General features: G+C 46.8%; 22 protein-coding genes. 4 read left to right on the forward strand and 18 right to left on the reverse strand.

The window, feature by feature from the left end; translation table 11 throughout:
- Position 1: 1 nt before the first annotated feature.
- Genes Q0101_RS09265 through Q0101_RS09285 form a run of 5 tightly spaced genes read right to left on the reverse strand, consistent with a single transcriptional unit; the run spans position 2 to position 5,641 of the window.
- Positions 2–1,483 carry a hydrogenase 4 subunit F gene (locus Q0101_RS09265; RefSeq protein WP_297944746.1) on the reverse strand — a complete coding sequence of 494 codons (1,482 nt, stop codon included), beginning with the start codon at positions 1,481–1,483 and terminating at the stop codon, positions 2–4.
- Between the two features lie 2 nt (positions 1,484–1,485).
- Positions 1,486–2,130, reverse strand: a complete 645-nt coding sequence (hyfE, locus tag Q0101_RS09270; RefSeq protein ID WP_297916762.1) for a hydrogenase 4 membrane subunit — start codon at positions 2,128–2,130, stop codon at positions 1,486–1,488.
- 1 nt (position 2,131) lies between these two features.
- Positions 2,132–3,061 (reverse strand): NADH-quinone oxidoreductase subunit H, encoded by a 930-nt coding sequence (locus tag Q0101_RS09275; protein WP_297901004.1) that lies wholly within the window; start codon positions 3,059–3,061, stop codon positions 2,132–2,134.
- Positions 3,062–3,071: 10 nt separating this feature from the next.
- Positions 3,072–5,045 carry a proton-conducting transporter membrane subunit gene (locus tag Q0101_RS09280; RefSeq protein ID WP_297944749.1) on the reverse strand — a complete coding sequence of 658 codons (1,974 nt, stop codon included), beginning with the start codon at positions 5,043–5,045 and terminating at the stop codon, positions 3,072–3,074.
- Positions 5,042–5,641, reverse strand: a complete 600-nt coding sequence (locus Q0101_RS09285; RefSeq protein ID WP_005871891.1) for a 4Fe-4S dicluster domain-containing protein — start codon at positions 5,639–5,641, stop codon at positions 5,042–5,044. Before Q0101_RS09285 ends, Q0101_RS09280 begins: the two co-directional genes overlap by 4 nt.
- Before the next feature lie 406 nt (positions 5,642–6,047).
- Between Q0101_RS09285 and Q0101_RS10730 the strand changes: the two genes are divergently transcribed.
- Positions 6,048–8,315, forward strand: coding sequence for a molybdopterin-dependent oxidoreductase (locus Q0101_RS10730; protein WP_366939434.1), 2,268 nt, complete (start codon positions 6,048–6,050; stop codon positions 8,313–8,315).
- Between the two features lie 957 nt (positions 8,316–9,272).
- Here the strand turns inward: Q0101_RS10730 and dctP are convergent.
- Complete coding sequence (dctP, locus tag Q0101_RS09300) at positions 9,273–10,466, reverse strand: TRAP transporter substrate-binding protein (protein ID WP_297944753.1); 1,194 nt, start codon at positions 10,464–10,466, stop codon at positions 9,273–9,275.
- A 379-nt stretch (positions 10,467–10,845) separates the two neighbouring features.
- Here dctP and Q0101_RS09305 point away from each other — a divergent pair, with 379 nt between their 5' ends.
- Entirely contained in the window at positions 10,846–11,133 is a 288-nt protein-coding gene (locus Q0101_RS09305) for a hypothetical protein (protein ID WP_297944756.1), read from the forward strand.
- Positions 11,134–11,534: 401 nt separating this feature from the next.
- On the opposite strand, the gene Q0101_RS09310 is transcribed toward Q0101_RS09305, so the two are convergent.
- Genes Q0101_RS09310 through Q0101_RS09320 form a run of 3 tightly spaced genes read right to left on the reverse strand, consistent with a single transcriptional unit; the run spans position 11,535 to position 13,229 of the window.
- Positions 11,535–11,777 carry a hypothetical protein gene (locus tag Q0101_RS09310; RefSeq protein WP_297944759.1) on the reverse strand — a complete coding sequence of 81 codons (243 nt, stop codon included), beginning with the start codon at positions 11,775–11,777 and terminating at the stop codon, positions 11,535–11,537.
- Positions 11,767–12,819 (reverse strand): DHH family phosphoesterase, encoded by a 1,053-nt coding sequence (locus tag Q0101_RS09315; RefSeq protein WP_297944762.1) that lies wholly within the window; start codon positions 12,817–12,819, stop codon positions 11,767–11,769. Before Q0101_RS09315 ends, Q0101_RS09310 begins: the two co-directional genes overlap by 11 nt.
- Positions 12,816–13,229 carry an Rrf2 family transcriptional regulator gene (locus Q0101_RS09320; RefSeq protein WP_297944765.1) on the reverse strand — a complete coding sequence of 138 codons (414 nt, stop codon included), beginning with the start codon at positions 13,227–13,229 and terminating at the stop codon, positions 12,816–12,818. The genes Q0101_RS09315 and Q0101_RS09320 overlap by 4 nt, the downstream gene beginning before the upstream one ends.
- Before the next feature lie 104 nt (positions 13,230–13,333).
- Here Q0101_RS09320 and rpsO point away from each other — a divergent pair, with 104 nt between their 5' ends.
- Positions 13,334–13,606, forward strand: coding sequence for a 30S ribosomal protein S15 (rpsO, locus tag Q0101_RS09325; protein ID WP_005871877.1), 273 nt, complete (start codon positions 13,334–13,336; stop codon positions 13,604–13,606).
- A gap of 459 nt (positions 13,607–14,065) precedes the next feature.
- Positions 14,066–14,818 (forward strand): hypothetical protein, encoded by a 753-nt coding sequence (locus tag Q0101_RS09330; protein WP_297944768.1) that lies wholly within the window; start codon positions 14,066–14,068, stop codon positions 14,816–14,818.
- A 316-nt stretch (positions 14,819–15,134) separates the two neighbouring features.
- Here Q0101_RS09330 and cmoA read toward each other — a convergent pair whose 3' ends face one another.
- From cmoA to thrC, 9 genes are all read right to left on the reverse strand, one after another.
- On the reverse strand, positions 15,135–15,839 hold the full coding sequence (gene cmoA / locus Q0101_RS09335; protein ID WP_297944770.1) for a carboxy-S-adenosyl-L-methionine synthase CmoA: 705 nt from the start codon (positions 15,837–15,839) through the stop codon (positions 15,135–15,137).
- Between the two features lie 940 nt (positions 15,840–16,779).
- On the reverse strand, positions 16,780–18,177 hold the full coding sequence (locus Q0101_RS09340; protein ID WP_297944773.1) for a riboflavin kinase: 1,398 nt from the start codon (positions 18,175–18,177) through the stop codon (positions 16,780–16,782).
- Positions 18,177–18,689: a lipocalin family protein gene (locus Q0101_RS09345; protein ID WP_297944775.1), complete on the reverse strand. Its 513-nt coding sequence runs from the start codon at positions 18,687–18,689 to the stop codon at positions 18,177–18,179. Before Q0101_RS09345 ends, Q0101_RS09340 begins: the two co-directional genes overlap by 1 nt.
- On the reverse strand, positions 18,679–19,923 hold the full coding sequence (locus Q0101_RS09350; RefSeq protein ID WP_297944777.1) for an SAM-dependent methyltransferase: 1,245 nt from the start codon (positions 19,921–19,923) through the stop codon (positions 18,679–18,681). Before Q0101_RS09350 ends, Q0101_RS09345 begins: the two co-directional genes overlap by 11 nt.
- Positions 19,920–20,489: a hypothetical protein gene (locus Q0101_RS09355; protein WP_297944780.1), complete on the reverse strand. Its 570-nt coding sequence runs from the start codon at positions 20,487–20,489 to the stop codon at positions 19,920–19,922. Before Q0101_RS09355 ends, Q0101_RS09350 begins: the two co-directional genes overlap by 4 nt.
- Positions 20,486–22,492 carry an NAD-dependent DNA ligase LigA gene (gene ligA / locus Q0101_RS09360; protein WP_297944782.1) on the reverse strand — a complete coding sequence of 669 codons (2,007 nt, stop codon included), beginning with the start codon at positions 22,490–22,492 and terminating at the stop codon, positions 20,486–20,488. The genes Q0101_RS09355 and ligA overlap by 4 nt, the downstream gene beginning before the upstream one ends.
- A complete protein-coding gene (locus Q0101_RS09365) occupies positions 22,489–22,626 on the reverse strand; it encodes a hypothetical protein (protein ID WP_297944785.1) in 138 nt (45 codons plus the stop codon). Before Q0101_RS09365 ends, ligA begins: the two co-directional genes overlap by 4 nt.
- Positions 22,616–23,338 (reverse strand): 3-deoxy-manno-octulosonate cytidylyltransferase, encoded by a 723-nt coding sequence (gene kdsB / locus Q0101_RS09370; protein ID WP_297944789.1) that lies wholly within the window; start codon positions 23,336–23,338, stop codon positions 22,616–22,618. Before kdsB ends, Q0101_RS09365 begins: the two co-directional genes overlap by 11 nt.
- The gene (gene thrC / locus Q0101_RS09375; protein WP_297944791.1) at positions 23,335–24,888 is read right to left on the reverse strand and encodes a threonine synthase; all 1,554 of its coding nucleotides are present in this window, start codon (positions 24,886–24,888) and stop codon (positions 23,335–23,337) included. Before thrC ends, kdsB begins: the two co-directional genes overlap by 4 nt.
- Positions 24,889–24,913 lie beyond the last annotated feature (25 nt).

The raw sequence follows: 24,913 nt of genomic DNA on the forward strand, positions 1-24,913 counted from the left end.
TTTAACCTCTCATCATTATTCTAACGCCGTTTTCGACGAGCATCCAAAAATCACCTACGTGCCATACGCCGAAAATTATCACTAAAGCGCAAAGCAAGATTAGCGGTAAATTTTCAAACAAGCTCATCTCTTTAGCATAAACCACTTCACCTTTAGGCGTACCGAAGCTCGCTAGATTAAAGTGCGCGAAGTCCGCGATGAAAATAATTACGAGCGCGATCGCAAATAACGCTACGGCTATGTATTGACCGCTGGCTATCGCGCCTTTGAAAACGTTAAATTCGCTCACGAATATCGCAAACGCAGGAACACCTACGAGCGAGCAAACCGCAGCACCAAACATTATCGTAGTAAGCGGAGCGATTTTTACCATGCCGCCCATTCTGGTCATATCTTTGTGACCGTAAATTCTAGCGATATTACCGGTAGAGCAGAATGCAAGAGCCTTGGTAAAGCTGTGAGCTAAGCAGTGAAAGATCGCGGCAAGCAAGCCAAAATATCCGCCGATGCCTAGTGCAAATGCAATAACACCCATATGAACAACCGAGTGGTAAGCAAACATCCTCTTTACATCGTGCTGACGAACAAGGAAAATTCCTGCTATAAATAGCGTGATCGTGCCCGAAATCAGCATCACGTGCTTAACGAAGTCTGGCCCTACCGCTTCGGCGGTTACCGCGTAATATCTAAATATCGCTAGCATCGCACATTTTAAAAGCACACCCGAAAGTAGTGCCGAAATCGGAGCCGGACCTTCTGCGTGAACGTCAGGAAGCCAAGTGTGAGTAGGAGCAAGTCCTGCTTTGGTTCCAAAGCCTATTAGAGCGAATATAAAGATAAGCTTAGCGGCATCTTTGTTTAAGCCTTTGGCGTGATCCATAATGCTAGTCCAAAGCATCGAAGCCTCGCCATCGCCCGTGATTTTGAATGTAGCCGCATATAGTAAAACGGTCGCATAAAGCGCAAACGCTAAGCCGATCGAGCAGATAACGATATATTTGTAACCGCTCTCGGTAGATTTTTTGTCTTTATGAATAGCGACCAAAAATACCGATGCTAACGTAGTGGCCTCTACTGCAGCCCACATAAACGCGACGTTGTTGCATATAACGCTAAGCGTCATCGTAAAAACGAAAACGTGGCAGAGCGCATAGTATTTTCTAAGATCGCTAAGATCCAGATGACCGCCCTGTATCTCCCATTTCATATAGGTGGTAGAGTATAAATTTACCAAAAAGCCCGTTACAGCGATTAGCACTAAAAATACGCAGCCTAGGCTATCTAGGAATAGGAATTTATCGTATGCGTAAAAAGCCTCAAAGTTGCCGCTGATAAGCTTGCCTACGTTACAGAGTAGCCCTGCGGATGTAACCGCAGAAATCAAAACGTGTAGCGTGCTTAGGAGCTTGAAATTCTTAGGGCATAAGAATAATATCAGCGCTCCGAGCAACGGAAAAATTAATATAAAAGCTAAACTATTCATCATTAACCCCTTAAATTCGAAGCTTTAGACGTATCAAGCCCGTCATAGGCTTTGTAAAATCTAACCGCCAAAATGCTCATAATAATAACCGCAAAGATTGCATCGGTTAAAATTCCAAGCTCGACTAGCTCGTGAGAGTTGTAAGCCATAAGCGCAAGGCTTAGGTGGATGCCGTTTTCAAAGAGGCAGTAGGCTAGAATTTGCTTGATGAAAGAATTTCTTAGCATGAAGCCGAAAATTCCCATCATAAATACGGTTACCGCCGCTATTAGAACGATTCTTTCTTGAATAAGAGAGAATTTAAGCAAGATCGGATTAATTGTCATCGCAATCGCTAGCGAAAATCCCATCGCAATAACGGGGCTTACGAAAAAGCCGCCTACCGGCTCATCCTCGCTGATCACATCCAGCTTTTTAACTAGCCAAAATAAAATTCCTGGCACGAAAATAACCTTCGTAAAAAACGCCACTATCGCCCAAATTCTAAGCTGCGGCGCATTGAAGTTAGAATATAGCATAAAAAATATGCTTACCAAAAGTAGCGTCTGAATCGCGTAAATTCCGATCGAAAGTTTTAAATTTCTAAGTCCGAATACCGCGAGTGACGTTACGATCATACAAATTGCTAAAATATCGATACTATTCATCTTAAAATCCTACTACGTAAAGCGTTAATGCCGCAAAAGCAATGGCAAGAGCGCCGCATGAAATTTTGCGCATGCTCGAAGTCATTCTGAAGCGTGGTCCAAAGTTGTCGATGAAAACGGCTGCTACGTAAAATACACCGGTTTTTAGCACAAAGATTATGATTGCCAAAAACGGATTGCTAAAATTCCACGGCTCAAATATCGTTAGGAATAATCCGATCATCGCAAACTGCTTCAAAATAAGCGCCGCTTGCACTAAGCCCAAATCGCTGCCTGCGTATTCGCCCAAAAGTCCTTCTTGAAGCTCTTGCTCGGCTTCGGCAAGATCAAATGGCTTTCTGCCGGTTTCTACATACATGCACCATAAAAACGCAATCGAAGCGACAGCAAAGCTTGGAATTTGATAGCCGATCTGACCGCTGCGTACCATCTGCTGGATCTCAACTAAATTTGAAGTTCCTGCAGCCATCATTACTACGATTAGGCACATCATCATCACAGGTTCGACAAAAACGGCAAGCATCTGCTCGCGTCCACCGCCGGTTGCCGCAAAAGGGTTACCGCTATCTATCGAAGCCGCACCGAATACGAAGCGCAAAAGCGCGCCTAGATATAGGATAACGAAAATATCCGAATATGCTCCGAAAAGGGTATCTTTGCTGTATGTTATAGGAATGGCCGCCAAGATCGCCGCCGAAGTAGCGAATAGGAAAAACGGAGCCCACCTAAATACCCAGTGGCTGCACGCAGGAACGGTTCTGCCGCGCTTAAAAAGCTTAATAATATCGCGGTAAGTCTGGAAAAAATCACTTCCTTGTTTCGACTGAAGCTTGGCTCGAAGTTTTCTAGCCATACCGTCGAAGAGTGGAGCGACTAGGACGATAACCGCGACTTGAAATATCATTAAAAATATAGTTTGTATAGTCTGCATCTCAAACCTCCTAGATCAAAAAATATCCGACGCCCAGTATCGCGCAAAGGTAGATTAGGATGTAAAGCGTATATAAATTTGCATAGCCGCTTTGAATAATTCCTATCTTATCGGCGACCTTCTTACTCCAATCGATTACCGGTTGATAAATTATCGTCCACCAAATGTCTTGTGGGTGGTTGTGATACTCGATCGGTCCGAAGTAGCCGTTTTGCTCTATTCTGCGTTTATGACCTCTAAATAACCAGTCCATAATCTTTCTTAAATCGCCGGTAAAAGGACCGCCAGTTATCTGCATGCGAGGGCTATATTTAAAGCCGCACGCCCAAGGATCGGTCTCACGAGGTTTGTCGCGATTTGCTTTCATAACCGCTAGGATGATAAACGGAAGCAGCATTGTAGAACACAAAATCACTGCAATAAGAGGAGTTGAAACGATACTTCCCAAAGGCGAAGTGATTGACGAAGCGCCTAGGCTTGCGACATACCCGCTATTGGAAGTGATAGAATTTACTGCTTGCATAATGTAATCTACTATAAAGTGTGCGCCTACGCCAAATCCCACGCAGCCTATCATCAAAATGATCATTCCTAAAACCATTCCTAGTGGGCTTTCTTTTGCATTTTCCCAAATTTTTTCATCTCTCGGGGTTCCTGCAAAGATTACCGCATAAAGCTTAAGGTGCATACCGACCAAAACGCCGGTAAGTGCAAGAGCGACCACCGCTAAAGAGAAGGCGTATCTGATGAAAATTCCACTTTCCTTAGCACCTTGAAGCATTCCTTGATAGGTAAACCATTCTGAAACGAAGCCGTTTACCGGAGGAAGCGCTGCGATACCCATAATACCGATAAACATACCAACAGCAGTTAGCGGCATTTTTTTAGCTAGCCCTCCTAGCACGTCCATATTTTGCGTATGAGTAGCGTGGATTACAGAGCCTGCACATAAGAATAGCAAGCCTTTGAATATCGCGTGATTTACTACGTGGTAGCAGCCTGCTAAAAATCCGACTGCGGCTAGTGTTACATTGCCTGCTGCGACGCCGTAAATTCCGGTGCCAAGACCCAGCAAGATAATGCCGATATTTTCAACCGAGTGGTACGCAAGAAGCGCTTTAAAGTCGTGCTGGCACAACGCGTATAAAACGCCAAAAAGCGAGCTAGCTGCTCCTAGGATCAAAACTGCAAGTCCGAAATAGATACTTAGCGGTAAAAATAGTGTAAATTTAACAAGGGTAAAGAGCGCTACTTTAATCATAACGCCGCTCATTAGCGCAGAGACATTTGATGGAGCCGCAGGGTGAGCTTGCGGTAGCCAAACGTGGAAAGGCCACATTCCCGCTTTTGAGCCGAAGCCGACCAAAAATAGCACGAAAGCAGCCACAGAAGCACCCATCGGCATATTTACTTTTCCCCACTCCGCAAATTCGAAGCTGCCTGCGTAGTTTGCAATGATAAGTAATCCACAGGTGATACAAAATGCACCGATCTGCGCTATACCTAAATATACCATAACGGCTTTGAGCGTGCCTTTGCCATCGTTTACTATGATTAGAAATGACGAAATTAACGTCATAAGCTCCCATAAAACAGCGAAGCAAAATACATTATCCGCACTGATGACTAAAAGCATAGATAAGATGAAGGTATTAAATAAACATGCAAAAACGCCAATATTTGCCTTTCCGATATATTCCTCAGCATAGCTCATACCGTAAACGCTGCTTGCAAAGCCTATAAAAACGACTACGAAGCTGAAGAAATTTCCAAGCGGACTTAAAGCAAATTTTGGCGCATATAAGAAAGTACCGCCCAAAACGAAGCTATCGCTTACGCCCATATTGGCTACGAAATGACACATCGCATAAAAACAGCTGATAGCACCTAATCCAAATCCCACCTTAACGGCAGTTTTTGGAGCGCAGTATAAAAGGATACTAATTACTGCACTGACGATAAATAAAGTATAGACGCTTATCATTTTGCGCCTCCTTCTTTTTTGGCGACGCAACTGATTTCGCCGTTTAACACGTCTTTTGCAAAAGCATTAGCCGCATCGTAGTCTATCGCAAAGCCCAATTTATGCTTACCTTCTTTAGGATCTATCATAATGATAGCGCTAGTTGGGCAAACCTCGACGCATGCAGGACCGTTTTCGCGTCCGTTGCATAGATCGCATTTGATGGCGGTGCTTTTGGCGCCCGCTTGGCTTTCGATCTCGAGATAATACTTCGGCTCGACCGCATAATTTACTGACGGCATAAGCTCGGCATTCGAGCTGATCGCGCCATAAGGACAGGCGAGCGTACACATCTTGCATCCGATGCAAATTTCTTCGTGCAATTCGATATAGTTATTATCGAAGCGAAGCGCACCGGTAGGGCAGACGTTTGCGCATGGTCCGTCATCGCACTGCCTGCACTGCGTAGGCATAACGCCGTAAGCCTGTCTAAGCACGGTAAGTCGCGATTTAGCAAGCTTGCCGCGCTCGTAGGCACTTGAGTAACAGGCCGCCATGCACGTCGTGCAACCGATACATCGTTTGTAATCGCAGATTACAAATTTATGTTGTTTCATACCTTTCTCCTTGACTTAAGGAATTTTAAAAATTTTTTACTAAAAATTTTGGTGTAATTATATTTAAGTCCGTAAAAAAATTCCGTCATTTATCTGACGATATTTGGAATTTATTTGATAAATTTGCTTTCAAAGCTTAAATTTAAAAACTAATTTCTTTTTTAAACAGGTCCGTTGATTATTTGCTTTAAAAGTCTAGTATATCAGTATTAAAGTATATTTTAAAATTTAAATTACTACTTAAATTACTACTTAAATTACCCCAACTTACTCCTAATTATAATTGAAAAAATTCTTTTAGCTTAAGGCAAAATTTCAATTTTATTTTAGGTAAGAATTTATATAATTGTGCCGAAATTGCATATATGGTAATTTTGCATGTTTAGTATTTTCGAAAGGAGAAAATATGGCGAATAAAGGCAAGGTCATATGCCCTTATTGTGGCACAGGCTGTCAAATCGAGCTGACTGCGGAAGACAATTATATCAAATCCGCAACTGGCGTAAGCGACAACCCCGTAAATCAGGGTTGTTTATGTTTGAAAGGTTATTACGGATGGAATTACGTAGGCTCTAGAGATAGACTTACTACTCCGCTAATTCGTAAAAAGAATGGCAAATTTAGTAAAGATGGCGATTTGGTCGAGGCTAGCTGGGACGAAGCGCTTGATTTGGTTGCTAAAAAGATGCTCGAGGTTAAAGAAAAATACGGCGCTGACGCGATAGCCGGAAACTATTCCGCACGCTGTACGCACGAGGATAACTACGTAGCGCAGAAGCTACTTAGAATTTTAGGCACGAATAATATCGATCACTGCGCGCGCATTTGACACGCTCCGACTGTGGCAGGTCTTGCCAAAACAATCGGTAACGGAGCGGCTACAAATAGCTTCACGGAGATCGGAACTCACAGCAACTGCATTATGATGATCGGCTCAAACCCGGAAAATGGTCACCCGATCGTAGCTATGCACGTACAAAGAGCGCTAAATAGAGGCGCCAAACTCATCGTCATTGACCCGGTTAAGACGGAATTTGCAAATCGCGCAGATATCCACCTCCAGCTTGAGCCGGAGCACAATATCCCAGTCATTAACGCTTTAATCCATGCTATTATCGACGAGGATTTGGTAAATCACGAATTCGTTGAGAAATACACCAAGGGTTTTGAATATGTAAAAGAGGCGGTTAAGGATTATTCGCCTGAGGCCGTAGCTAAATACACTAGGCTAAACGCCGAGGATATTAGAAAAGCGGCTAGAATTTACGCTACTACGCGACCTGCGGTTATCACGCACGGAATGGGTGTAACTCACTTCAACCACGGCGTGGGCGCGGTCTGCGACATTTCAAATTTAATGCTTGTAACGGGCAACGTGGGCGAGCTTGGAAGCGGCGATCTACCGATCCGTGGACAAGAAAACGTCCAAGGCTGCTGCGATATGGGAATGCTTCCTAACGTATTTACCGGCTATAAAGCTGTAACCGACGAGAGTGCCCGTGATTGGTTTGAGCGCCAGTGGAATTTACCAAAAGGTCATCTAAACGGTAAGATCGGCATTCATAAAACTGAAGTTCCTGACGCAATTCTTGATGGTAGGGTAAAATTCTTCTGGACGATGGGTGAAAACCCGGTTATGACCGATCCGAACGCAAACCACTTCTTGCGCGCGATTTCGCAGGTAGAGATGTATGTGATCCAAGATATTTTCTTAACCGAGACGAGCCGCAAAGCAGATGTTGTGCTTCCTGGAGCTTGCAGCGGCGAGAAGGAGGGCACTTATGCTAACGCCGAGCGCCGCGTACAGCATAGCGAGATTGTAGTTGCCCCTCCGGGACAAGCTAGACAAGACTGGGCTATCATCTGCGAGCTTGCCAGACGCTTAGGACTAGGGGATTATTTCACATTTCAATCTCCAGAGCAGATTTGGGAAGAGGTGCGCAGGGTAGCTCCGCACAACTACGGCGGAATGAGCTATTACCGCATCAAAAAATACCACGGACTTCACTGGCCGTGCCCTGATGAGAATTCTATGGGCGGACCTGCATTGTATCTTGATAAGAAATTCTTTACCCCGGACGGTAAAGGAAATTTCGTCCCAGTTCTATTCGTGGATGATAAAAGCAAGATCGAAAGCGCCAAAGAGGAATTCGCAAAGCGTATGAATATGCCGAAAGATTATCCTGTAATGGCGGGCTCCGTGGACGAGAAGACCGACGAGGAGTTCCCTATCCAGCTTTTAACTACGCGTAAGGTTTACGAGTACGCAGGAGGCGCGATGACTAGGCGCTCTAAGATCGTCGAGCAGGGTGGCGACGCGATAGGACCGATTGCGGAAATGAATCCGAAACTCGCCGAACGATATGGAATTTCACAGGGCGATTTCATCGTCGCGTGGAGCCGCTACGGCTATATCGCGATCAAGGCGGACATCACCGAGTGCATAATGGATGGTATCATTCAGATGTCTTATCACTACTGGGAGAGCTGCTGCAACGAGCTAACCAGCGGCGGCTGGGATCTAATCGCCAAAACGCCTACATTTAAGGCAGCGATTCAGATCAAAAAGATCGACGAAGAGGAATTTTTGCGTATCCGCGAGCTTAAGCGCATTAAGTTTCAGACCAACAAGGTCGTTTACGACGACTTCCACCACCATCCGATTAAATTCTAAGAATTTAATCTTATCCATAGATTCGGGGGCTATGCTTCCGAATCTACTTTTTAACAATCAATTCAAATAATATGAAATTTTGGCGATCTAGCCGTCTTGCGATATTTTAAAGATCAAAAATTTCAAGAATTCAATGAATTTCGCGGTATTAATACGCTTTTTTTGCGTAGTTGCACTATCGATAAGAGGGCATAGAAATTTATCTGCTATTTCATTTAATAGATGCGACGGCAGAGACCGGGCATTCGTGATTTATCAAATCCTAATAAATGTAGTCTCTATAAGAGCGGCGCAATGGAGTAAATTTTAAAGATAAGCATGATAATAAGGCTATTTTATCGCGACAAATCTTGCCAAATTACATTATTGATTAAATTTTAACGCGCGCAGGCTGATTTTATGCGAATTAGCCTATATTGCCGAATAGCGCTGCAATTTTAATAACGCAAATGCGATTTTTGTGATTTTGATAGATGAATGCAAAAGGCTCATAGGCTTTTTTAAAATGCTAGACGCGGCTTTTAGTCTTAATGGTCGCAAAATGCCGGTTTCTAGCATAACCGGAGTAGTTTCGCGCTCCGTCCGAAATCCATAAATTTTAATTTTAAAATTTTAGATTTAAAATTCCGAATTCCGCCGTGCTTGGAGCTCGGAATTTTTATAATTTTATTTTATCGCGTGTTTTTGGCGTTCTATTTTTCACGCGGGAGCCCTTTGCTGCGCCAGATCACGCTGCTTGCGATGTTAAAGCTATTGCGCAAAAGCTTCTGCCTTGCTTGTGGATGAGATTTATGAAACTAGGCTCTGATATTGAAGCTATTGCGCCAAAGCTGCTGCGGCAGAATTCCATCTACTTTATTAAAAGTAGTTAGAATTTCCGCCGCTTATCGCACCTGAGCTACTTATTGTGCCAGATCTGTTCGTCACACCTTATTTTTATCGCTCGCAGCACCCGCTTTACTTTGTTGCGCCTAAATTTTTGCCGTCCATCGTGTTAGAATCGCTTGCAGCGCCGTGATTTTCGCTGCTTGCAGAATCTGAGCTCGTCGTACCGCTAGGGCTTGCGGAGATTGGATTTGCTATGCTTTCGCCCGCGATGCCGCTTACGTTATTTATGTAGGCTACGGTGCTTATTTTATTCCATTCTCTACCGATTTTCAAAAATGCGCGCTGGCTGTCTAGGATCTCTTTAAACATCGGATCTTTCGCCGCTTCCTCGTCTAAGATTTCATTCGTTGCTTTTTTAAGCGCGGCTATCACGTCCGCAGGGAAGTCGCGCACCTGCACGTCCGGAAACTGCGCTTTTAGCTCTGCCCAAATGCGAGCGTTTTCGTAAAAGCCCTTATTTTGGAAGTTCTCGCCGGCAAGTCTTGCTGCAGCCTCTAAGATCGCTTGAAGATCCGCAGGCAGCTTCTCTAGCGCCTTTTGATTTACCAGCAGCTGGCAGTCTCCCATAGGCTCTTGCCAGCCTGTGTAGTAGTATTTAGCCACTTTGTGAAATCCAAGTGGCATATCATAGACAGGGCTTACCCACTCGACCGCGTCGATCGTACCCATCTCTAACGCCATAAATAGCTCGCCCGTAGGCACCGTGTTTATAGTGGCACCCAGCTTGCTCATCACCTCTCCGCCTAGCCCCGGTATGCGGAATTTAAGCCCTTGCAAATCCGCGACTGAGTTGATCTCTTTTTTAAACCAGCCGCCCATTTGCATGCCGGTAGATCCCATCAAAAAGGTCTTTATACCGTATTGCGCGAACATCTTATTATTAAGCTCTCGCCCACCACCATAGTAGTACCACGCGTGCTGCTCATCAGTAGTCATACCGAAAGGCACCGCCGTCCAGAGCATAGTTTTGGCGTCTTTGCCTTTATAATAATAAAGCGAAGTATATCCTAGATCGTATTGACCGCTTTTGACGAAGTCGAATATGCCAAAGCTTGCCTTGTGCTTGCTCGGTGTATCGATGCGGATCTGAAGCCTGCCGCCACTAAGGCTTTCGGCATAGTTTTTAAAATCCTCGGCGGCAGCGCCCAAAACGGGCGTAGTCGCCTCCCACGTGCTAGCAAGTCTTAGGCGATAAACCTTATCGTCGCCGAAAAGCTGAGAACCCAAAAGCATGAGACATGCAAACAAAAAAATCTTTTTCATTTCTATCCTTTCATAAAGTTTTAAATTCATAAAATTTCAAAATTCAACGCGCCGCCGGCTTAAAATTTAATCGCGTCCTGCGTCACTGCTATGAAATTCTGATTCACGGTACTTATTTTATCCACGTGTTGCTTTCTATTCTATTTTACGACGCTTCATCTTATCGGCACCTTGCTTTGCAGACGTCTTATTTCGCGATATTTTGTTTCTAAGTGCTCTACCAAGCTTTTTATTTTACAATGCCTGGCTTTGCGACTATAGAGCGCCACGTTAGTTTTAATTTTGCCGCGTTCGAGCGCACTTACTTGCACCTGCGCCATATCTAGCGATAATATTTTATCAAGCGCGCTTGCTTAAAAGCCTCTGGCGCGGATCTTTTTTGCTTAGAAACAACAAAAGTATCTTAAAATGCCATCTCTACGCTTTTGCAGATAAAATTCTCCCTTCCTTTCAAAGCGAGCTTTATCATTTCAGTAAGCTTAGACGCTACGCCATTTCTTTGATCTTAGACGGCAGAATCGTGCTTTTAAATTTAAAATTCCGCAATCTGCGTGATCTTCGCGCCACACTGGCAAGCAAAGATTTAGCCTTTATATTTAAATTTTGCACCTTAGTTGAGCGCAAAATTCCGCGCGGAGTTTTGATGCAAATTCCGCGCGAAGCCTAGATTAGAATTTTACGCAGAGCTGCCCCGCGTTGTTTAAAATTTTTTGCAAAATTCCGTGCCGCAAAATGCACTTAAAATTTTGAATTTGCTATTGCGCGGAATTTCTTAGCGTAAATTCTAAGCCTTGAAATTTTGCTCTTGTTTGACAGCATAAAATTTTAAAACAAAATTCTGTAGCCATCATGCCTTAAAATTTTATTTGCAAAGCCTGCCTGCTAAATTTTAAAATTTTAAGTCTAAGTCTGCAAAATTCCGCATTCCGCATTTTAGAAATTCTATTTCGCAAAATTTTATCTCGCAGATTTCTCGCTCTATAAATTTTACGCTCGATGAAATTCTACTCCGTAAGTTTGCGCTTCGTAAAATTCTAGCTCGCAAAATTTTGCTTAAAATTCCGCGAGCTAGCCCTTATTTTCGAATAGTTCCGCGTGTTTGCTACGCAAAAACTCGACCACGGCGATTACCTCATCCGCGCCGCTAGCGTCAGAGTTTTGTAGCACGACGTCGATGTTTTCGATATACAGCTGCGCCGCATCAGCGAGCCGATCGCGCTTGATGCCCGCATAAAGTAGCATCGCGTCAAGCAGGATGTTGATCTCGTAGATTAGATCTTGCTCGGCGATTTTTTCATCATTAGTTTTCATCTTCTTCCTTTGAAATTTGAGTTTTTTTCTCGATTAGACCCACGATTTGCGCCTTTACGGCTTCGTACGAGCTCGCGTCCTTAAAGCCCGCAAACATCCCGCCGCTCGCGTTTATGTGTCCGCCGCCGCCTAGGAGCAGCTTTGCCATTTCGCTAACGTCGATTTTGCCGTCGGCGCGGAAGCTGAGCGTTTTTTTGCTCGTTACGTCGATGAAAAAATCGACATCGGGGTTTTGCGTCAAAAAATCGTTGCCGATGACGCTTACGTTGCCGATATTGTAGGTCAAAATGCCCTTTTTATCGAGGTAGCTGATCTCAAAGCGCTGCTTTTGCGCGCTTAGACGGGCGACTACGAAATGCGAAACGAGATTGCTTAGCGTATCGTCGCGCTCGCTTTTAAAAAATTCCTTCTTTATGCCGTGCAGCGCGCTATCTAGCGCAATGTGTGCATTCGGCTCGTCTTGAAATTTAAAAATTTTTTCTAACAGGAAAAAGATATAATCCCTGCTCTCCTGCTCAAACATAATTTTATTGATCTCTTTCGCGCCCGAGACCATGCCGAGGCAGACCTTGCCGAGCTCAAACTCGCTCTGCTCTTTCAGCCAGATGTCCACGGCGTTTACGATGCGCACGAGTTTATCCAGCCGCGGCGAGCCGCCGAACATCGCGCTGAAAAAATCATAGGTGATCTTCGTGGCGCAGCGCGATGAGTCCAAAAAATACCACGGGAATTTTTTCGCGCACTCAAGTCCGCTTTGATGATGATCCAAAAGGATCACGCGGGCGTTGCGGCGCGCCAGTTCGCCGCTAAATTTCTCGCACTGCGCGGGTAGTAAATTTAGATCGGTGATCAAAACCAGGCTTTTCTCGTCTGCGTCCGCGGCAAGCCGCTCGTCGATGCGAGCGAGGATGAGATCAAATTTTTCGTTTATCTCCTTGCCGTAGTTGGCGTTGAAAAATTCCACGTCTGTCAAATAGTGCGCCGCGACGAACTGCGCGCCGTAGCCGTCCAGATCGGTGTGGCTGAGGTGATATATTTTCATTTGCGCTCTTTGCCGATGATATCTGCTAGCGTGATTGTATCCATATACTCATCGACTTTCTCTTGAAGCTCGCCAAACATTAGATTGACGCGGCACAGCGTGCGACCGTTCGGGCAGGCGTCGATCCCCTCGGCGGTGCAGTCAAATACCGTCGCCTTGCGTCTTTCGGCGCTTTTGATGATCTCGCTTAGCGTGATCTCGTCCGCATTGCGCGCGAGTACAAAGCCGCCTTTGGCGCCTTTGAAGGAATTCAAAAGTCTCGCGCGAGCCAAATTTTGTAAAATTTTAGCCAAAAAGCTGCGTGAAATTCCAAGCTCGCTAGAGATCGAATCGACATCCATCGATTCCTCCTTACCCGCGATGCAGATCATTGAAAGCAGGGCGTATTCGCTTGCTTTTGTAAAAAGCATTTATTCTCTCCTTTGGTCTGAAAGCGTGCATTTTACACAAAGAAAGCAAAAATTTAGGTTAATTAAGTATAATCGCTTCCTATTTTACCGATCAGGAGGTCATCATGGCTTTAGACACGGCTCAAAAGGCACAGATAGTTGCGAAATTCGCTAGAAGAGAGAAAGATACAGGTTCTGCTGAGGTGCAAATCGCGCTTCTTACCGAGAGGATCACGCTTCTTACCACTCATTTGCAAGCAAATCCGAAAGATTTTTCATCTCGCTTAGGACTGCTAAAGCTAGTAGGTCAGCGCAAAAGAATGATGAAATATCTTAAAAACAAAGACTACGCAGTTTACTCTAAGCTCGTTAGCGAGTTAAATTTAAGAGATAAATAAGCTTCTTTGCTCGCGGCGGCGTTTATTTCGTCACTGCGATTTATACACGGCGTCCGTCAAACGACGGACGCTTTTTTTGTGCCTGGAATTTAGACAGCTACACTTTTTCAATTTTTGAATTTTTGTAAAATTTATGAATTCTGTTTGGATTATGAAATTTTAAAATTTCATAGAAATTTTGAAATTTTGCCGAATTCTAATAATTTGCGTAGTTCACATCCGCGACGGAATTTTGAAATTACGAGCGGCGATAAATTTTATCTGCGCCGTCTTGCATACAGCCAGAAAATTATACATTCGCGTTATTTGCATCAAAATTTAATTGTCAAATTCCAAAGAATTTAGATAAAAATCCTTGCCGTATCGCCTGAAAAATACGGCGAGTATAAAATTTCAGCAAATTTTAATGGGGGGGGGGCGTATTATTCACAAATTTTATTTTTAATTAAAGGATTATTAATGGATTATTTTCACGGCATCGCAATCAATGCTAAAAAAGAAGTTCTAACAGACATGAGTAGCGTAACTAATACTACTGTAAATACTGTAAATAGTGGCGATGTAAGTAGCGGAGGCTTGGGTTATCCCTTTTTGCCTATCAATCCGTTCGCCGTTCGCGGCAGTTTTAACAGCAATACGACGACAAATACGACCACTAAAACAAGCACTACGCATACTCATATATGGACATTTCAGCTTAAGGGACAAGGTAAAGATTTGTTTAGAGCGGTTTTAGATAAAAATTTTTTGATTTTGGATGGCGATGAGATGGCTGGTTATGCCGAAAAAAATGGCGGTTATATCGATTGCGGTCTAACTAAAAACATAACTAGAAAAGTAAGCAATGAGGATCAATTCTGGGCTAATGCAGAAAGTTATAAACCCAGATTTGATTATTATGTCGTCGGCTGCGGTACATTTATAGGTGGAATACTGCTATTTATATGTATATGTTATTTTCAAATACTTTATTTCGAGCTTTTGCCGTTTTTGGCATGTATTGGAAGTAGTTTTATTTTAACGTTCATGGTTTGCCGATCGATTTATAAAAATAAACGGCGTAAATATAAAAATATCCTAGCCGATACGAAACGTTTTTTAGACGATTTTGAAAATCGTATCGCTAGCGAAAAAATAGATGAAGAAACGGGGTTAATCACAAAAGTAAGCCCGCAAGTCCAAATCGCCGAAACAACCCAAAAAGCGCAGTAAATAGAAATGAAGTAAAATTTAGTTTAATTGGAATTTGTATCAATTATTTCTAGACTGTTAAAATTTTACGTAAAATAAAAGGCTTTTGGGCGCTCACATTCCAAAAGTTGCGTGTACGAGAAGATATTTTAGGTTTTATGCCTTTGAAATACGGGAGCGCTTTTGCGTACAGAATAAAATTTAAAATTTGCACTCTGCATTTTGCTTCAAATTTTATAATGCAAGAGTTTTGGAAAGTAAAAAACTTCGGAAATCATTGAAATTTTTAAATTCATAGAATTCTAAAATTTATACTTCTTGTAAATTTAAATTATCGCTATTTAAACGCCGCGAAGCTCATAAAATTTGCCCACTTAAAGATACTCTCGACACGCTTAAAGCCCGCGCTTAGCGCCAAGGCGCGGTTTTCTGCCTCGGTGTAGGGCACGAGGACGTTTTCAAGTGCCTCGCGTTTTTGCGCGATCTCGTAGCGCGAATAGCCCTGCGCGCGCTTGTAATCCTCGTAAATTTCGATCATCTGACGCGCGAGCGCAGGCTCTTCGTAGATAATCTTTTCGCTAAAGATCAAAACCCCGCCCTCGCGCAATCCGTCGTAAATTTTACTCACGAGCGCGGCGCGGCGCGGCGGCCTGATGAACTGCAGAGTGTAGTTTAAAATCACGGCGTCGCAGTCTGCGAGGCTCGCATCCAGCACGTCCGATACGCTAAGATCGAGCTTCGCGCCGAACGCTGCCGCCTTGGCGCGGGCGTTTTGTATCATCGCCTCCGAGCTGTCGATACCGCACAGTCGCAGATCCGGGCGCAGCGCAAACAGCGCCAGCAGCGCGGTCGCAGTCGAGCAGCCAAGATCGATCACGCGAGCCTTTTGCGGCAGTATCCGCGCCAAAAGCTCGCTGCTAAGCCGCGTGCTGGCCTCATAAAACGGCACGCTGCGCCCGATCATATCATCAAAAACCGACGCGACGCTGGCGTCAAACTCAAACTGTTTTTTGATAGGCTCTTTAAAAATTTCGTCTTTCATCCGTTTCCTTTTTAGTTTTGCTATTTACGCAGCACTTGATTTATACTTCCTATGCACTAAGCGCAGAATTCTCACACCGTGCTTCCTGCACTTGCGCAACACTCGATTTGCGACCGCTACGCATGGAATTTTTGCGCTTAGTTTGCCCCGCGTGTAAGCATACCTAAATTTTAAACGCAGCATGAGCGCTTTTAATGCGAGCGAGCTGCATCCCAGTTTGCGCCCAACTTCTAGCCCAGATACGCTCGATGCATGATTAAATTTCACGTCTTGCTTGACACGCCTTAAAATTTCACGCCGTGCAAATACGTCCTTAAAATTCTACGCCGTATTTAGCGGGCTTGGAATTTCTCAGCATTAAATTTTACGCCGCCAAATCTCGCACTGCCAAAACAGCTCCTTTAAATTCTTTAATTATGAACTTAAACTAAAAGCATAGCCAAAGCTATATTGGTAGAATTTCGCGCCCATTTTGCGATTTTACGCGCCGTAAAATGGAGCCCGCTTGACAAAATCCCGCGTTTAGCTAGGCGTATAATTTAGCCGCTTGGCTCTTGCTCGGAAGCTCAGCCCTGCTAAATTTTAAAGCTTCGCAGCACAACTAAGATTTTTTATCGTTCTCAATTCTCGGCACAGCTTGCACTTGCCTCGTCTTACATAAACCCAAGCCCAAGGTGCGTTAAAGCCATGTAGGCGATACGTCGTTAAAATTTAACGACTTTTTATCGGCTTGCGCGCCGCTTTTGTGCGTACTTCCCATATGGCATCGCACAGACGCAGGCGGTGCACCAAGTATTCTCAGTGACAACGGGCACACGACTTTTATACGGGACGACGCAAATGGCTCATTTAATGCGCCGTAGATGTGAAACGCAGACGGATGCATTAAATTCAAAGCGCACAGCCCGCAAATTTCATCTTTAAGCTTACAAGCCGTAGATTAAAATTTGCGGCTTCGTAGTACCGCCTCTGCCTCTGAAGCGTCTTTTAAAATCTGCTCTTTAAGCTGCGCTAGATCGCTAAATTTGCGATTTTCACGTAGGAACTTTATAAATTTCACGCAGACGAATTTCGTGGTGCTATTTTTACTCGTAGCCTCTAAATTTTTATTCTCGGCGCCCAAGCTCTCGCTCGCCACAAAATTCTGCGTAGAAATTTCAGCCGAATTACACGCCGAAATTTCATCTAAATTTCGCGCAGAATGTGCGGCTTGCCCCTCGCAGCACGGCGCGCGATCTTGTGCGGAATTTAAACCCGCTTCAAAGCCCGCAAAATCCTCTAAAATGTGCGTTTCAAGCGCAAAAGCCCCATCAGTGCTGAGCCTGTGCCCCAAGAAGCTCACACTTGCAAATTCCTTGCTTCCGGCGCGTACTAGGCTCGCATACACGCCGCTTTTTGGCATAAAATAGCCGCTCGCATCAAGATTTAGCGTCGCTACGAACTCCCGCGCCCCGCGTCCCTGACCGCGCACTACGCGTCCGCAGATCTCGTAATTTCGCCCTAAAAGCTCCGCCGCCTCTTCGCACTGGCCGCGCGATAAAAGCTCTTTGATCCTACTTGAATGCACGCCGCCGCCGCTTAAGCAAAACTCCCCTACGACGCAGGTTTGCCCGCTAAATTCGCGCCTTAAAAATTCCACGTCCCACGCCCGATCACGCCCGAATCTAAAGTCCTCGCCGACGACAATTTTTTGTAAATTTATGAAATTCTGCCTTAAAAGTGCAATAAATTCGCCTCCGCTAAGGCTTTTGATAGCGCGTAGATCGCAATAAAAAATCTTTTTGTCCGTAAAAGCCTGCCGCGACGCAAAAGGGGTTAGCTTCGTGCCACCACCTGCTAGGATTACGATTATTGCGCCTTGCTCGCCTAGGCGCTCAAATAATTTTTGATGTCCAAGGTGCATGCCGTCGAAGTTACCGATCGCTACGGCGTGCACATTATCGCGGTTTGCGCCTTGTAGCGTTGCGAAAATCTCGCCACGTGTGAACTGCTCGCTTAGGCGCGCACGCAGCACCTCCGCACAAGCAGGAAGCGCGCTTTGAGCTTGTGCGTCTACGCCATTGCCGCAAGTGCCGCCATAAGCCGTTTCGTTACTGCAAGCGGCGTCGGTGTCTGCTTCATCTGCGCGGTGCGCATCGCCGGTTTTGTTTTCGCTCAACTCTTGCCTTGGACGTTTGATATTTTGAGATGAATTCTCCCAATTGCTTGTGAAATTCTGTTCCGTAAAATTTTTCAAGCTGGAATTCTGTGCGATCGAATTTCGTTCCGTAGAATTTTGCTCTTTAAAATTCCGCAATGAAGCCTCTGTATGGTCTTTACCTGATTTTTGATTAGCCATTATTGCTGCTTCGTCCAGACGATTTTTTTGGTGTCGTAGCCGCTGTGCTTCGCCTTTTTTAGATAGAGGATGCGGATCGGCTCAGGTAGGGTTTTGGTGCGCGAGAGGATGTAAAGCTCGCTCGTATCGGCGCCAAAGATCAGGGCGTAGCGATAGTCGCCGTCCACCTGCGCCACGCGGTAGAGGGAGTCGGAAATCAGACCTTTTTGATAGAGCAGGCCTACGTTTTTATCGCCTGCAAACTCCAACACGTGCTGCTCGTTTTCGATTTTACCCGAGCTTGTTTTGGCAGTTTTTAGAAGATTGATCGTGGAGTTTTTATCGATAAAGCACTCGTACGCGGTGTTTTGCAGCTCGCCGCCGCCCTTCATGCGAGCGATCTCATACCAGCCGCCGCTAAATTTAGAGATGTCGAAGTTTTTTACGATCGGCGCTTTCGGGCTCAGACTTTTGGCGCATGAGCCCAAAAATAGCGCGCAAAACGCCAATATAATTAAGTTTTTAAATTTCATCGTTCATCCTTTTTAGAAGATAGAAAAATTCCCTATTCCCCTCTTTACCCGTGATCTTACAGGCGCTAGCGTGCAGCGTGGCAAGCCCCAGCTCGGCGCATAGCCACTCAAATTTCGCTCGCGCGACACACACCGCTTTTTCGTCCTTGAGCACACCTTTTTTATTTCGCTTGATCTCCGCGCCCACCTCAAATTGCGGCTTAAATAGCACGATGAGAGCGCTTTTTGCGAGGCTCGCTAGACTTTTTAAGATCAAATTTAGCGAGATGAAGCTCACGTCGCAGGTGATGAGATCAAATTTCTTCTTGCTTTCAAACTCCCTGATGTCGGTGTTTTCGCGCACGATCACGCGAGGATCGCGCCGCAAAATTTCGCTTAGCTGCGAGCTGCCGACGTCAAGCGCAGTCACGCTCTTTGCGCCGCGCTGAAGTAAAATCTGCACAAACCCGCCCGTGCTACTGCCCACGTCCAAAACATCGGCTCCCGCTAAATTTAAAATGTCTTTTTGCGAGGGCTCTGCTTGCATACGCTCCGCGCCGCCTTCGTTGCGGCACGCGCCCACCTTACCGCCCGATTTGAAGGCTTTCGCCGCATTTAAAATCTCTGCCGTTTCGGCGCCTGCGTCCGTTTGCAAAAGTTCCGCCGTATCGGCGTCCGCGCTCGTCTGTAAAAATTCCACCGTTTGCTTGCCTGCACCGGTTTGTAAAAGCTCCGCCGTATCGGCATTAGTTTTTGCGGTACGGATCGCCTCGGTAGTTGCTTTAGCGCTCTTTGTCGTCGCGGTATTTATTTCTGCGATCTTTGCCGCCGTAGCGCTTGGAATTTTATCAGCCTCGTCCGCGCCTAAAATTTTATCCGTAGCCGCAAAATCTGCACTTGAAATTTGCATCGTTACTGCGCCCGCCTTTTGCGTCGCTGCCGCTTTGCTATCCGCGCTCTTCGCGCCGCTGCACGGCTTTGAAATTTCTGCCGCCGAGTTAGGCAAATTTTCGCCGCAACTCGCCAAAAGCCCGTTTTCGGCGAGCTCGTCCAGAAAGCCCGCAAGCTTGAGCGCGCCCCTGCTTACGTAAATTTGATCAATCGCGCTGATTTCGCCGCTCTGCTCGGGTGAGATCTGCGCAGAGGGTCTGTTTTGCACGGCGCCACGCAGCAAAATTTTATCCTGCTTTATCAGCGCGGCAGCCTGATTTCTGCTGATTTTAAGCGTATTTGCGACGAGCAGATCAAATCTCATTTTGCTTTTTCTCCGCGCAGCGGTGAAATTTTAAAGCTCATGCAATTTTTGCGCGAGCTTGAGTTTAAAATTTTATCGCGCATAGCAAAGTTGCGGGCAGCAGCGCCGCAAGGCTCAAACTGTAACCCGCGCCGCGCCGCAAATTTAGCCATGCTACGTATTGTAAATTTCTGCTCGCCGTGCGTTGCAAATTTTATCTTGCCGCTAGCGAAAATTTTAAAATTTTTCATATCGGCGCAGTGTTTAGGTGCCGCAAAATTTGAGATATTCTTGCTTACAGCCGCATCTATCGGCATCGTGCTAGCCGTCTTAGCGCCGCGGCAGGTATAGCCCGCGCGCCTCGCAGAAACCGCCTCTCGGTCTGCCGCTTTTACGCACGCCTTAGAGCCCAGCGATCTTACAACGGCTGCTCGATTTATTGTTTTTGCCGCTTGCTCGTGTGCCATAAAATTTTTAAAATTCTCGCGCTTCGTAAAACACACAAACACTGCAGGGTGGAGATTGCTTTTAAAATTTAATCTCACTCCGTTTGCGTGTGGGTTCGGCGCCAAGCAAAAAACCTTCACTCGCCGCTCCCCGCGAGCGCTTTAGGCTCGTTCTTGTCGAGTGAATTTGCGCCGGTCGTCGCCAAGCTCGCAAGCGCTTCAAACTCGCTTTCGTCGATTACCCGCACGCCAAGCGAGTGGGCTTTTTGCAGCTTGGAGCCTGCTTCTGCGCCTGCAAGCACAAAGTCGGTCTTTGCCGATACCGAGCCCTGCACCTTCGCGCCCATCGCCAAAAGTCTAGCCTTAAACTCGTCGCGCGGACGGCTGAGCGTACCGGTGATGACGACGCTGCGGCCCGTGAAGGCGCTTTTGGCGGTCTGCATCTCGGGCGCGCGCGGCGTGATTATTTCGCTTAAATTTAGAATTTTTTCGCGATTTATCTTGCAAAACTCCGCTAGGCTCCTTGCCATCGCCTCTCCAAAGCCCTCTAGCCGCAGAATTTCATCCTCGCTCGCATCCAGCCAATCCTGCCCGAATGCCGCAGCGATCTTGCGCGCGGCTACCTCGCCGATGTGCTCGATCCCCAAAGAAGCGATGAAGCGCTCAAGCGGCGCGTTTTTGCTCGCATTTATCGCGCCCAAAAGATTTGAAATTTTTTTATCCGCAAAGCCCTCAAGATCCGCCAAATCCTGCGCGCCGAGGGCGTAAATGTCGCTGATCTTTGAAATTTTGCCGCTTTCAAAAAGCTGCGTAATTGTCGCATCGCTTAGACCTTCGATATTCATGCATTTTTTGGAGCAGAAATAGATCAGCGAGCCTATCACGCGCGCCTTGCAATCGAGGTTTTGACACTTTATGAGCGCGCCTTCGTCAAGTAGCTTCTCGCCGCAAACCGGGCAGCGATCCGGGCGCGAAATTTCGCTCTGCGTGCCGTCTCTGCGCTGTTTATAAACGCTCGTGATCTTCGGAATCACGTCGCCGCTGCGGATGATGCCTACGAAGTCGTTTTTCATCAGCTCCAGCCGCGCGATCTCGTCGAAATTATGAAGCGTCGCGTTTGAAACGTTCGCGCCGTCGATATTTACGCTATCTACGACGGCTACGGGGGTGACCGCGCCGGTGCGGCCGACCTGCAGATTGATCTCGCGCAGCCGCGTTATCTTTTCGACTGCGGGGAATTTGTACGCGACCATAAAGCGCGGAAACTTCACCGTATAGCCCATCTGGGCGCACTTTGAAAGCTCATTTACGCGAATTACCATGCCGTCAAGCATCAGATCTTTGCTCGCGCGCATGCTATGCAGCGCCTCGTACGCGCTCCTAATCTCGCTCGCGCTCTTGCAGATGCGGCAAAACTCGTCGCGTAAGAAACCTAGGCTACGTACAAACTCCATTATCTGCGAGTGCAGCGCAAAGTTTAGCGAATGCTCGCCCACTCCCCACGGGATAAATTTTAGTTTCCGCTTCGCTACGATTGCGCTATCTAGCTGGCGCAGGCTTCCCGCGGCGGCGTTGCGCGGGTTTGAAAACAGACTCTCGCCGTTTGCGGCGCGCTCGTCGTTTAGCGCGTCAAAATCGCTCTTTGCGATCAGCGTCTCGCCGCGGATCTCGATCCTTTGCGCGTAGGGGATCTGAAGCGGCACCGATTTGATCGCTCTTGCGTTTTGCGTCACGTCCTCGCCTATAAGCCCGTCGCCGCGCGTCGCCGCGCTTATCAGCACGCCGCCTTCGTAGGTCAAATTTAGGCTCGCGCCGTCAAATTTCGGCTCGACGTAAAACTGCGCGCCGCTCTTCTCGCCGCGAGCTAGCCACGCCAAAAGGTCCGCGTCGTCGAAAATATCCTCCATCGACCACATCTGCGCGCCGTGAGCGAGCTTGGAAAAGCCCTCGCTGATCGCGCCCCCGATGCGCCGCGTAGGCGAGTAGGGCAGCGCGAGCTCGGGGTTTTGCTCCTCGAATTTCTCAGCTTGCGAATAAAGCTCGTCGTACTCCTCGTCGCTTGCAATCGGCCGATCATCGGTGTAATATGCCCGCGCCCACGCATTTAGCGTATCTACTGCGGATCTGTATTCATCGTAATTCATCTTGCGCTCGCATCTTTAAATTTTAAAATTCCGCACGCCGTTAAAATTTCGCGTTGCGTTAGAATTTTACGCTCCGCGGCGAGTTCTTGCGCCCCAAACACTGCGCTGCATAACGAGTAAATTTTAAATTCCACTGCCGAACTCCTTTAGCGCGCGCTCGTAATCAGCCGGCGTGTCGATGCCGATGCTCGCGGTTTTTATTTCGAGCATCGCGATCTTTTCGCCCGCGCTTATGGCGCGAAGCTGCTCGAGTTTTTCGGTGTCTTCCAGCGCTGAGGCGGGCAGGGCGCAAAACCGCTTTAAATTTCGCACGCTGTATGCGTATATACCGATGTGTCCGAGGTAGCACTCGCATGCCGCGCGTGGATAGGGGATGAGCGAGCGCGAAAAATAGATCGCAAAGCCTGCGTTATCAAGCACTAGCTTGACTAAATTCGGATCCTCTGCCGCCTGCTGGCTTATGTATTTATAGCAGCTCGCCATAAATGCGCCCTTTTGCGTGATCATGGCGTTGGCGAAATCTTTAAATTTAATCAAATTTTCGCTCTCGAAAAAGGGCTCGTCGGCTTGGATATTGATGACGATCTCGTTCTCCGCAAGCGCTGCGTTCGCGACCGCTTCAGCGATGCGATCGGTGCCGCTTTGATGCTCGCGCGCGGTAAGAACGGCGTCAAAGCCGTAATCTTGTGCGATCTTCAAAATTTGCGGCTCATCCACGGCGATTAGCACGCGGTCTGCTTTGGCGGCATTTTGAGCCGTTTTAATAAACATCGGCACGCCGCCGAACTCACATAAAATTTTATTTTTAAAGCGCGTCGAAGCAAGGCGCGCTGGGATTACTATCATTTTTTGATCCACTCCATTATGGCGTTTTTGATCTCGCTTTGCTCCACGACGCTTGAGTGTACCTGCGGCGCGCTGAAAAGGCGCGAGATCTGCGGCGGAATATCGCTGCGAAATTCCTTCGAAAGCGCGATCATATCGGCCCTTTCATCCTCACAAGCCCTGCCTTTGATAGCGCCGATCATCGACGGCGTAAATTTAATCCACTTCGCGGTCGAGATGACGAGATTTAGGCGGCTTTCGTCAAGTAGCTTGAAGCAGGTCGCCGTGTGCGGATCGATCAGCACGCCGCGGCTGCTCTCTTGTTTGATAAACTTAGCGCACTGCGCATCGTCGCAAAAATCCGCTTCGAAGACCTCCTGCAGCTTCGCAAGCTCGCTCGCGCTAAGCTTGTAAAATTTATCTCGCGCCAGGCTCTGCATCAGCTCGCTCGTGCGCGCATCGCCGAATAGATCGCTAAGCAGCCGCTCGACGTTGGAGCTAACTAAAATATCCATCGCAGGGCTGATCGTGCGGATGAGCTCGCGATTTCGCAGATCGTAGATGCCGCGCGTAAAAAGCTCGGTCAGGATATTGTTCGCGTTTGAAGCGATCTTGATTTTGCCGATCTTTGCGCCCATCTTTTTGGCGAAATACGCTCCCAGCGCGTTGCCGAAATTTCCGCTAGGCACTATGACGTCGAAGGTGTTAAATTTAGCGCTCGGTTTTGCGCTCTGTGCGCTGTTTACGCCCGCTGCGGCGCCAAAATTTTTGCCGCACGCCGTGCATTGATCGCTTTTGTTTAAATTTTGCTCATAGCCCAATACGCCGTGCTTTGAGAAATAGATGCTAGCGCAGATATAGTAGATGATCTGAAATAAAATCCTGCCGAAATTTACCGAGTTTGCGGCGCTTAGATTTAGGTTTGCCCGCGCGAGCTCGTTTTTGAAATCATCATCTGCCAGTAGCGATTTTAGCGCGCGTTGCGTATCGTCGAAGTTGCCGCGCACGCCTAAAATTTTAAGATTTGCCGCGCTTTGCTTTACCATCTGCTGGCGCTGTATCTCGCTCGTGCCGCCCTGCGGGTAGAGGCAGACCGCTTTGATATTCTCATCGTCCGCAAAAGCCTCCAGCGTCGCAGGCCCTGTGTCGCCGCTCGTGGCGCACATTATCAAGAATTTCTCGCCTCTGGATTTTGCGATGCTTTTTAAAAGCGCGCCGAAGGGCTGTAGCGCCATATCCTTAAACGCAAGCGTCGGGCCGTGGTAAAGCTCCAAAATATAGGCGTTTTCGCTTAATTTTTTGATCTGGACGGGGCAGGCTGGGTTTTCAAATTTATCATAGCGCTTTAGCGCACTCTCAAAAACCTCGCTGCTTACGTCAAAATCGAAGCTCTCGATGATTTTAAGCGCGATCTGTTTGTAGCTCAGATCCTCGCACTGCTTAAAAAAATCCTCGCTCAAAAGCGGCAGTCGCTCGGGGCTGAAAAGCCCACCGCCGCTCGCGCTCGGATTTAGCAGCGCGTAGCTAAGATCCGCTTTTTGCGAAAAATCTCTCGTTGAAACCAGTTTCATCTTTTTCCTTTTTAAAATTTTAAAA

The sequence above is a fragment of the uncultured Campylobacter sp. genome, assembly GCF_937921625.1.
Lineage (GTDB): Bacteria > Campylobacterota > Campylobacteria > Campylobacterales > Campylobacteraceae > Campylobacter_B.

Excerpts from the sequence above, each read along its gene's own strand:
- Q0101_RS09265 (WP_297944746.1), bottom strand. The coding sequence starts at position 1,483 with ATGAATAGTTTAGCTTTTATATTAATTTTTCCGTTGCTCGGAGCGCTG.
- hyfE (WP_297916762.1), bottom strand. The coding sequence starts at position 2,130 with ATGAATAGTATCGATATTTTAGCAATTTGTATGATCGTAACGTCACTC.
- Q0101_RS09275 (WP_297901004.1), bottom strand. The coding sequence starts at position 3,061 with ATGCAGACTATACAAACTATATTTTTAATGATATTTCAAGTCGCGGTT.
- Q0101_RS09280 (WP_297944749.1), bottom strand. The coding sequence starts at position 5,045 with ATGATAAGCGTCTATACTTTATTTATCGTCAGTGCAGTAATTAGTATC.
- Q0101_RS09285 (WP_005871891.1), bottom strand. The coding sequence starts at position 5,641 with ATGAAACAACATAAATTTGTAATCTGCGATTACAAACGATGTATCGGT.
- dctP (WP_297944753.1), bottom strand. The coding sequence starts at position 10,466 with ATGAAAAAGATTTTTTTGTTTGCATGTCTCATGCTTTTGGGTTCTCAG.
- Q0101_RS09310 (WP_297944759.1), bottom strand. The coding sequence starts at position 11,777 with ATGAAAACTAATGATGAAAAAATCGCCGAGCAAGATCTAATCTACGAG.
- Q0101_RS09315 (WP_297944762.1), bottom strand. The coding sequence starts at position 12,819 with ATGAAAATATATCACCTCAGCCACACCGATCTGGACGGCTACGGCGCG.
- Q0101_RS09320 (WP_297944765.1), bottom strand. The coding sequence starts at position 13,229 with ATGCTTTTTACAAAAGCAAGCGAATACGCCCTGCTTTCAATGATCTGC.
- rpsO (WP_005871877.1), top strand. The coding sequence starts at position 13,334 with ATGGCTTTAGACACGGCTCAAAAGGCACAGATAGTTGCGAAATTCGCT.
- Q0101_RS09330 (WP_297944768.1), top strand. The coding sequence starts at position 14,066 with ATGGATTATTTTCACGGCATCGCAATCAATGCTAAAAAAGAAGTTCTA.
- cmoA (WP_297944770.1), bottom strand. The coding sequence starts at position 15,839 with ATGAAAGACGAAATTTTTAAAGAGCCTATCAAAAAACAGTTTGAGTTT.
- Q0101_RS09340 (WP_297944773.1), bottom strand. The coding sequence starts at position 18,177 with ATGGCTAATCAAAAATCAGGTAAAGACCATACAGAGGCTTCATTGCGG.
- Q0101_RS09345 (WP_297944775.1), bottom strand. The coding sequence starts at position 18,689 with ATGAAATTTAAAAACTTAATTATATTGGCGTTTTGCGCGCTATTTTTG.
- Q0101_RS09350 (WP_297944777.1), bottom strand. The coding sequence starts at position 19,923 with ATGAGATTTGATCTGCTCGTCGCAAATACGCTTAAAATCAGCAGAAAT.
- ligA (WP_297944782.1), bottom strand. The coding sequence starts at position 22,492 with ATGAATTACGATGAATACAGATCCGCAGTAGATACGCTAAATGCGTGG.
- kdsB (WP_297944789.1), bottom strand. The coding sequence starts at position 23,338 with ATGATAGTAATCCCAGCGCGCCTTGCTTCGACGCGCTTTAAAAATAAA.
- thrC (WP_297944791.1), bottom strand. The coding sequence starts at position 24,888 with ATGAAACTGGTTTCAACGAGAGATTTTTCGCAAAAAGCGGATCTTAGC.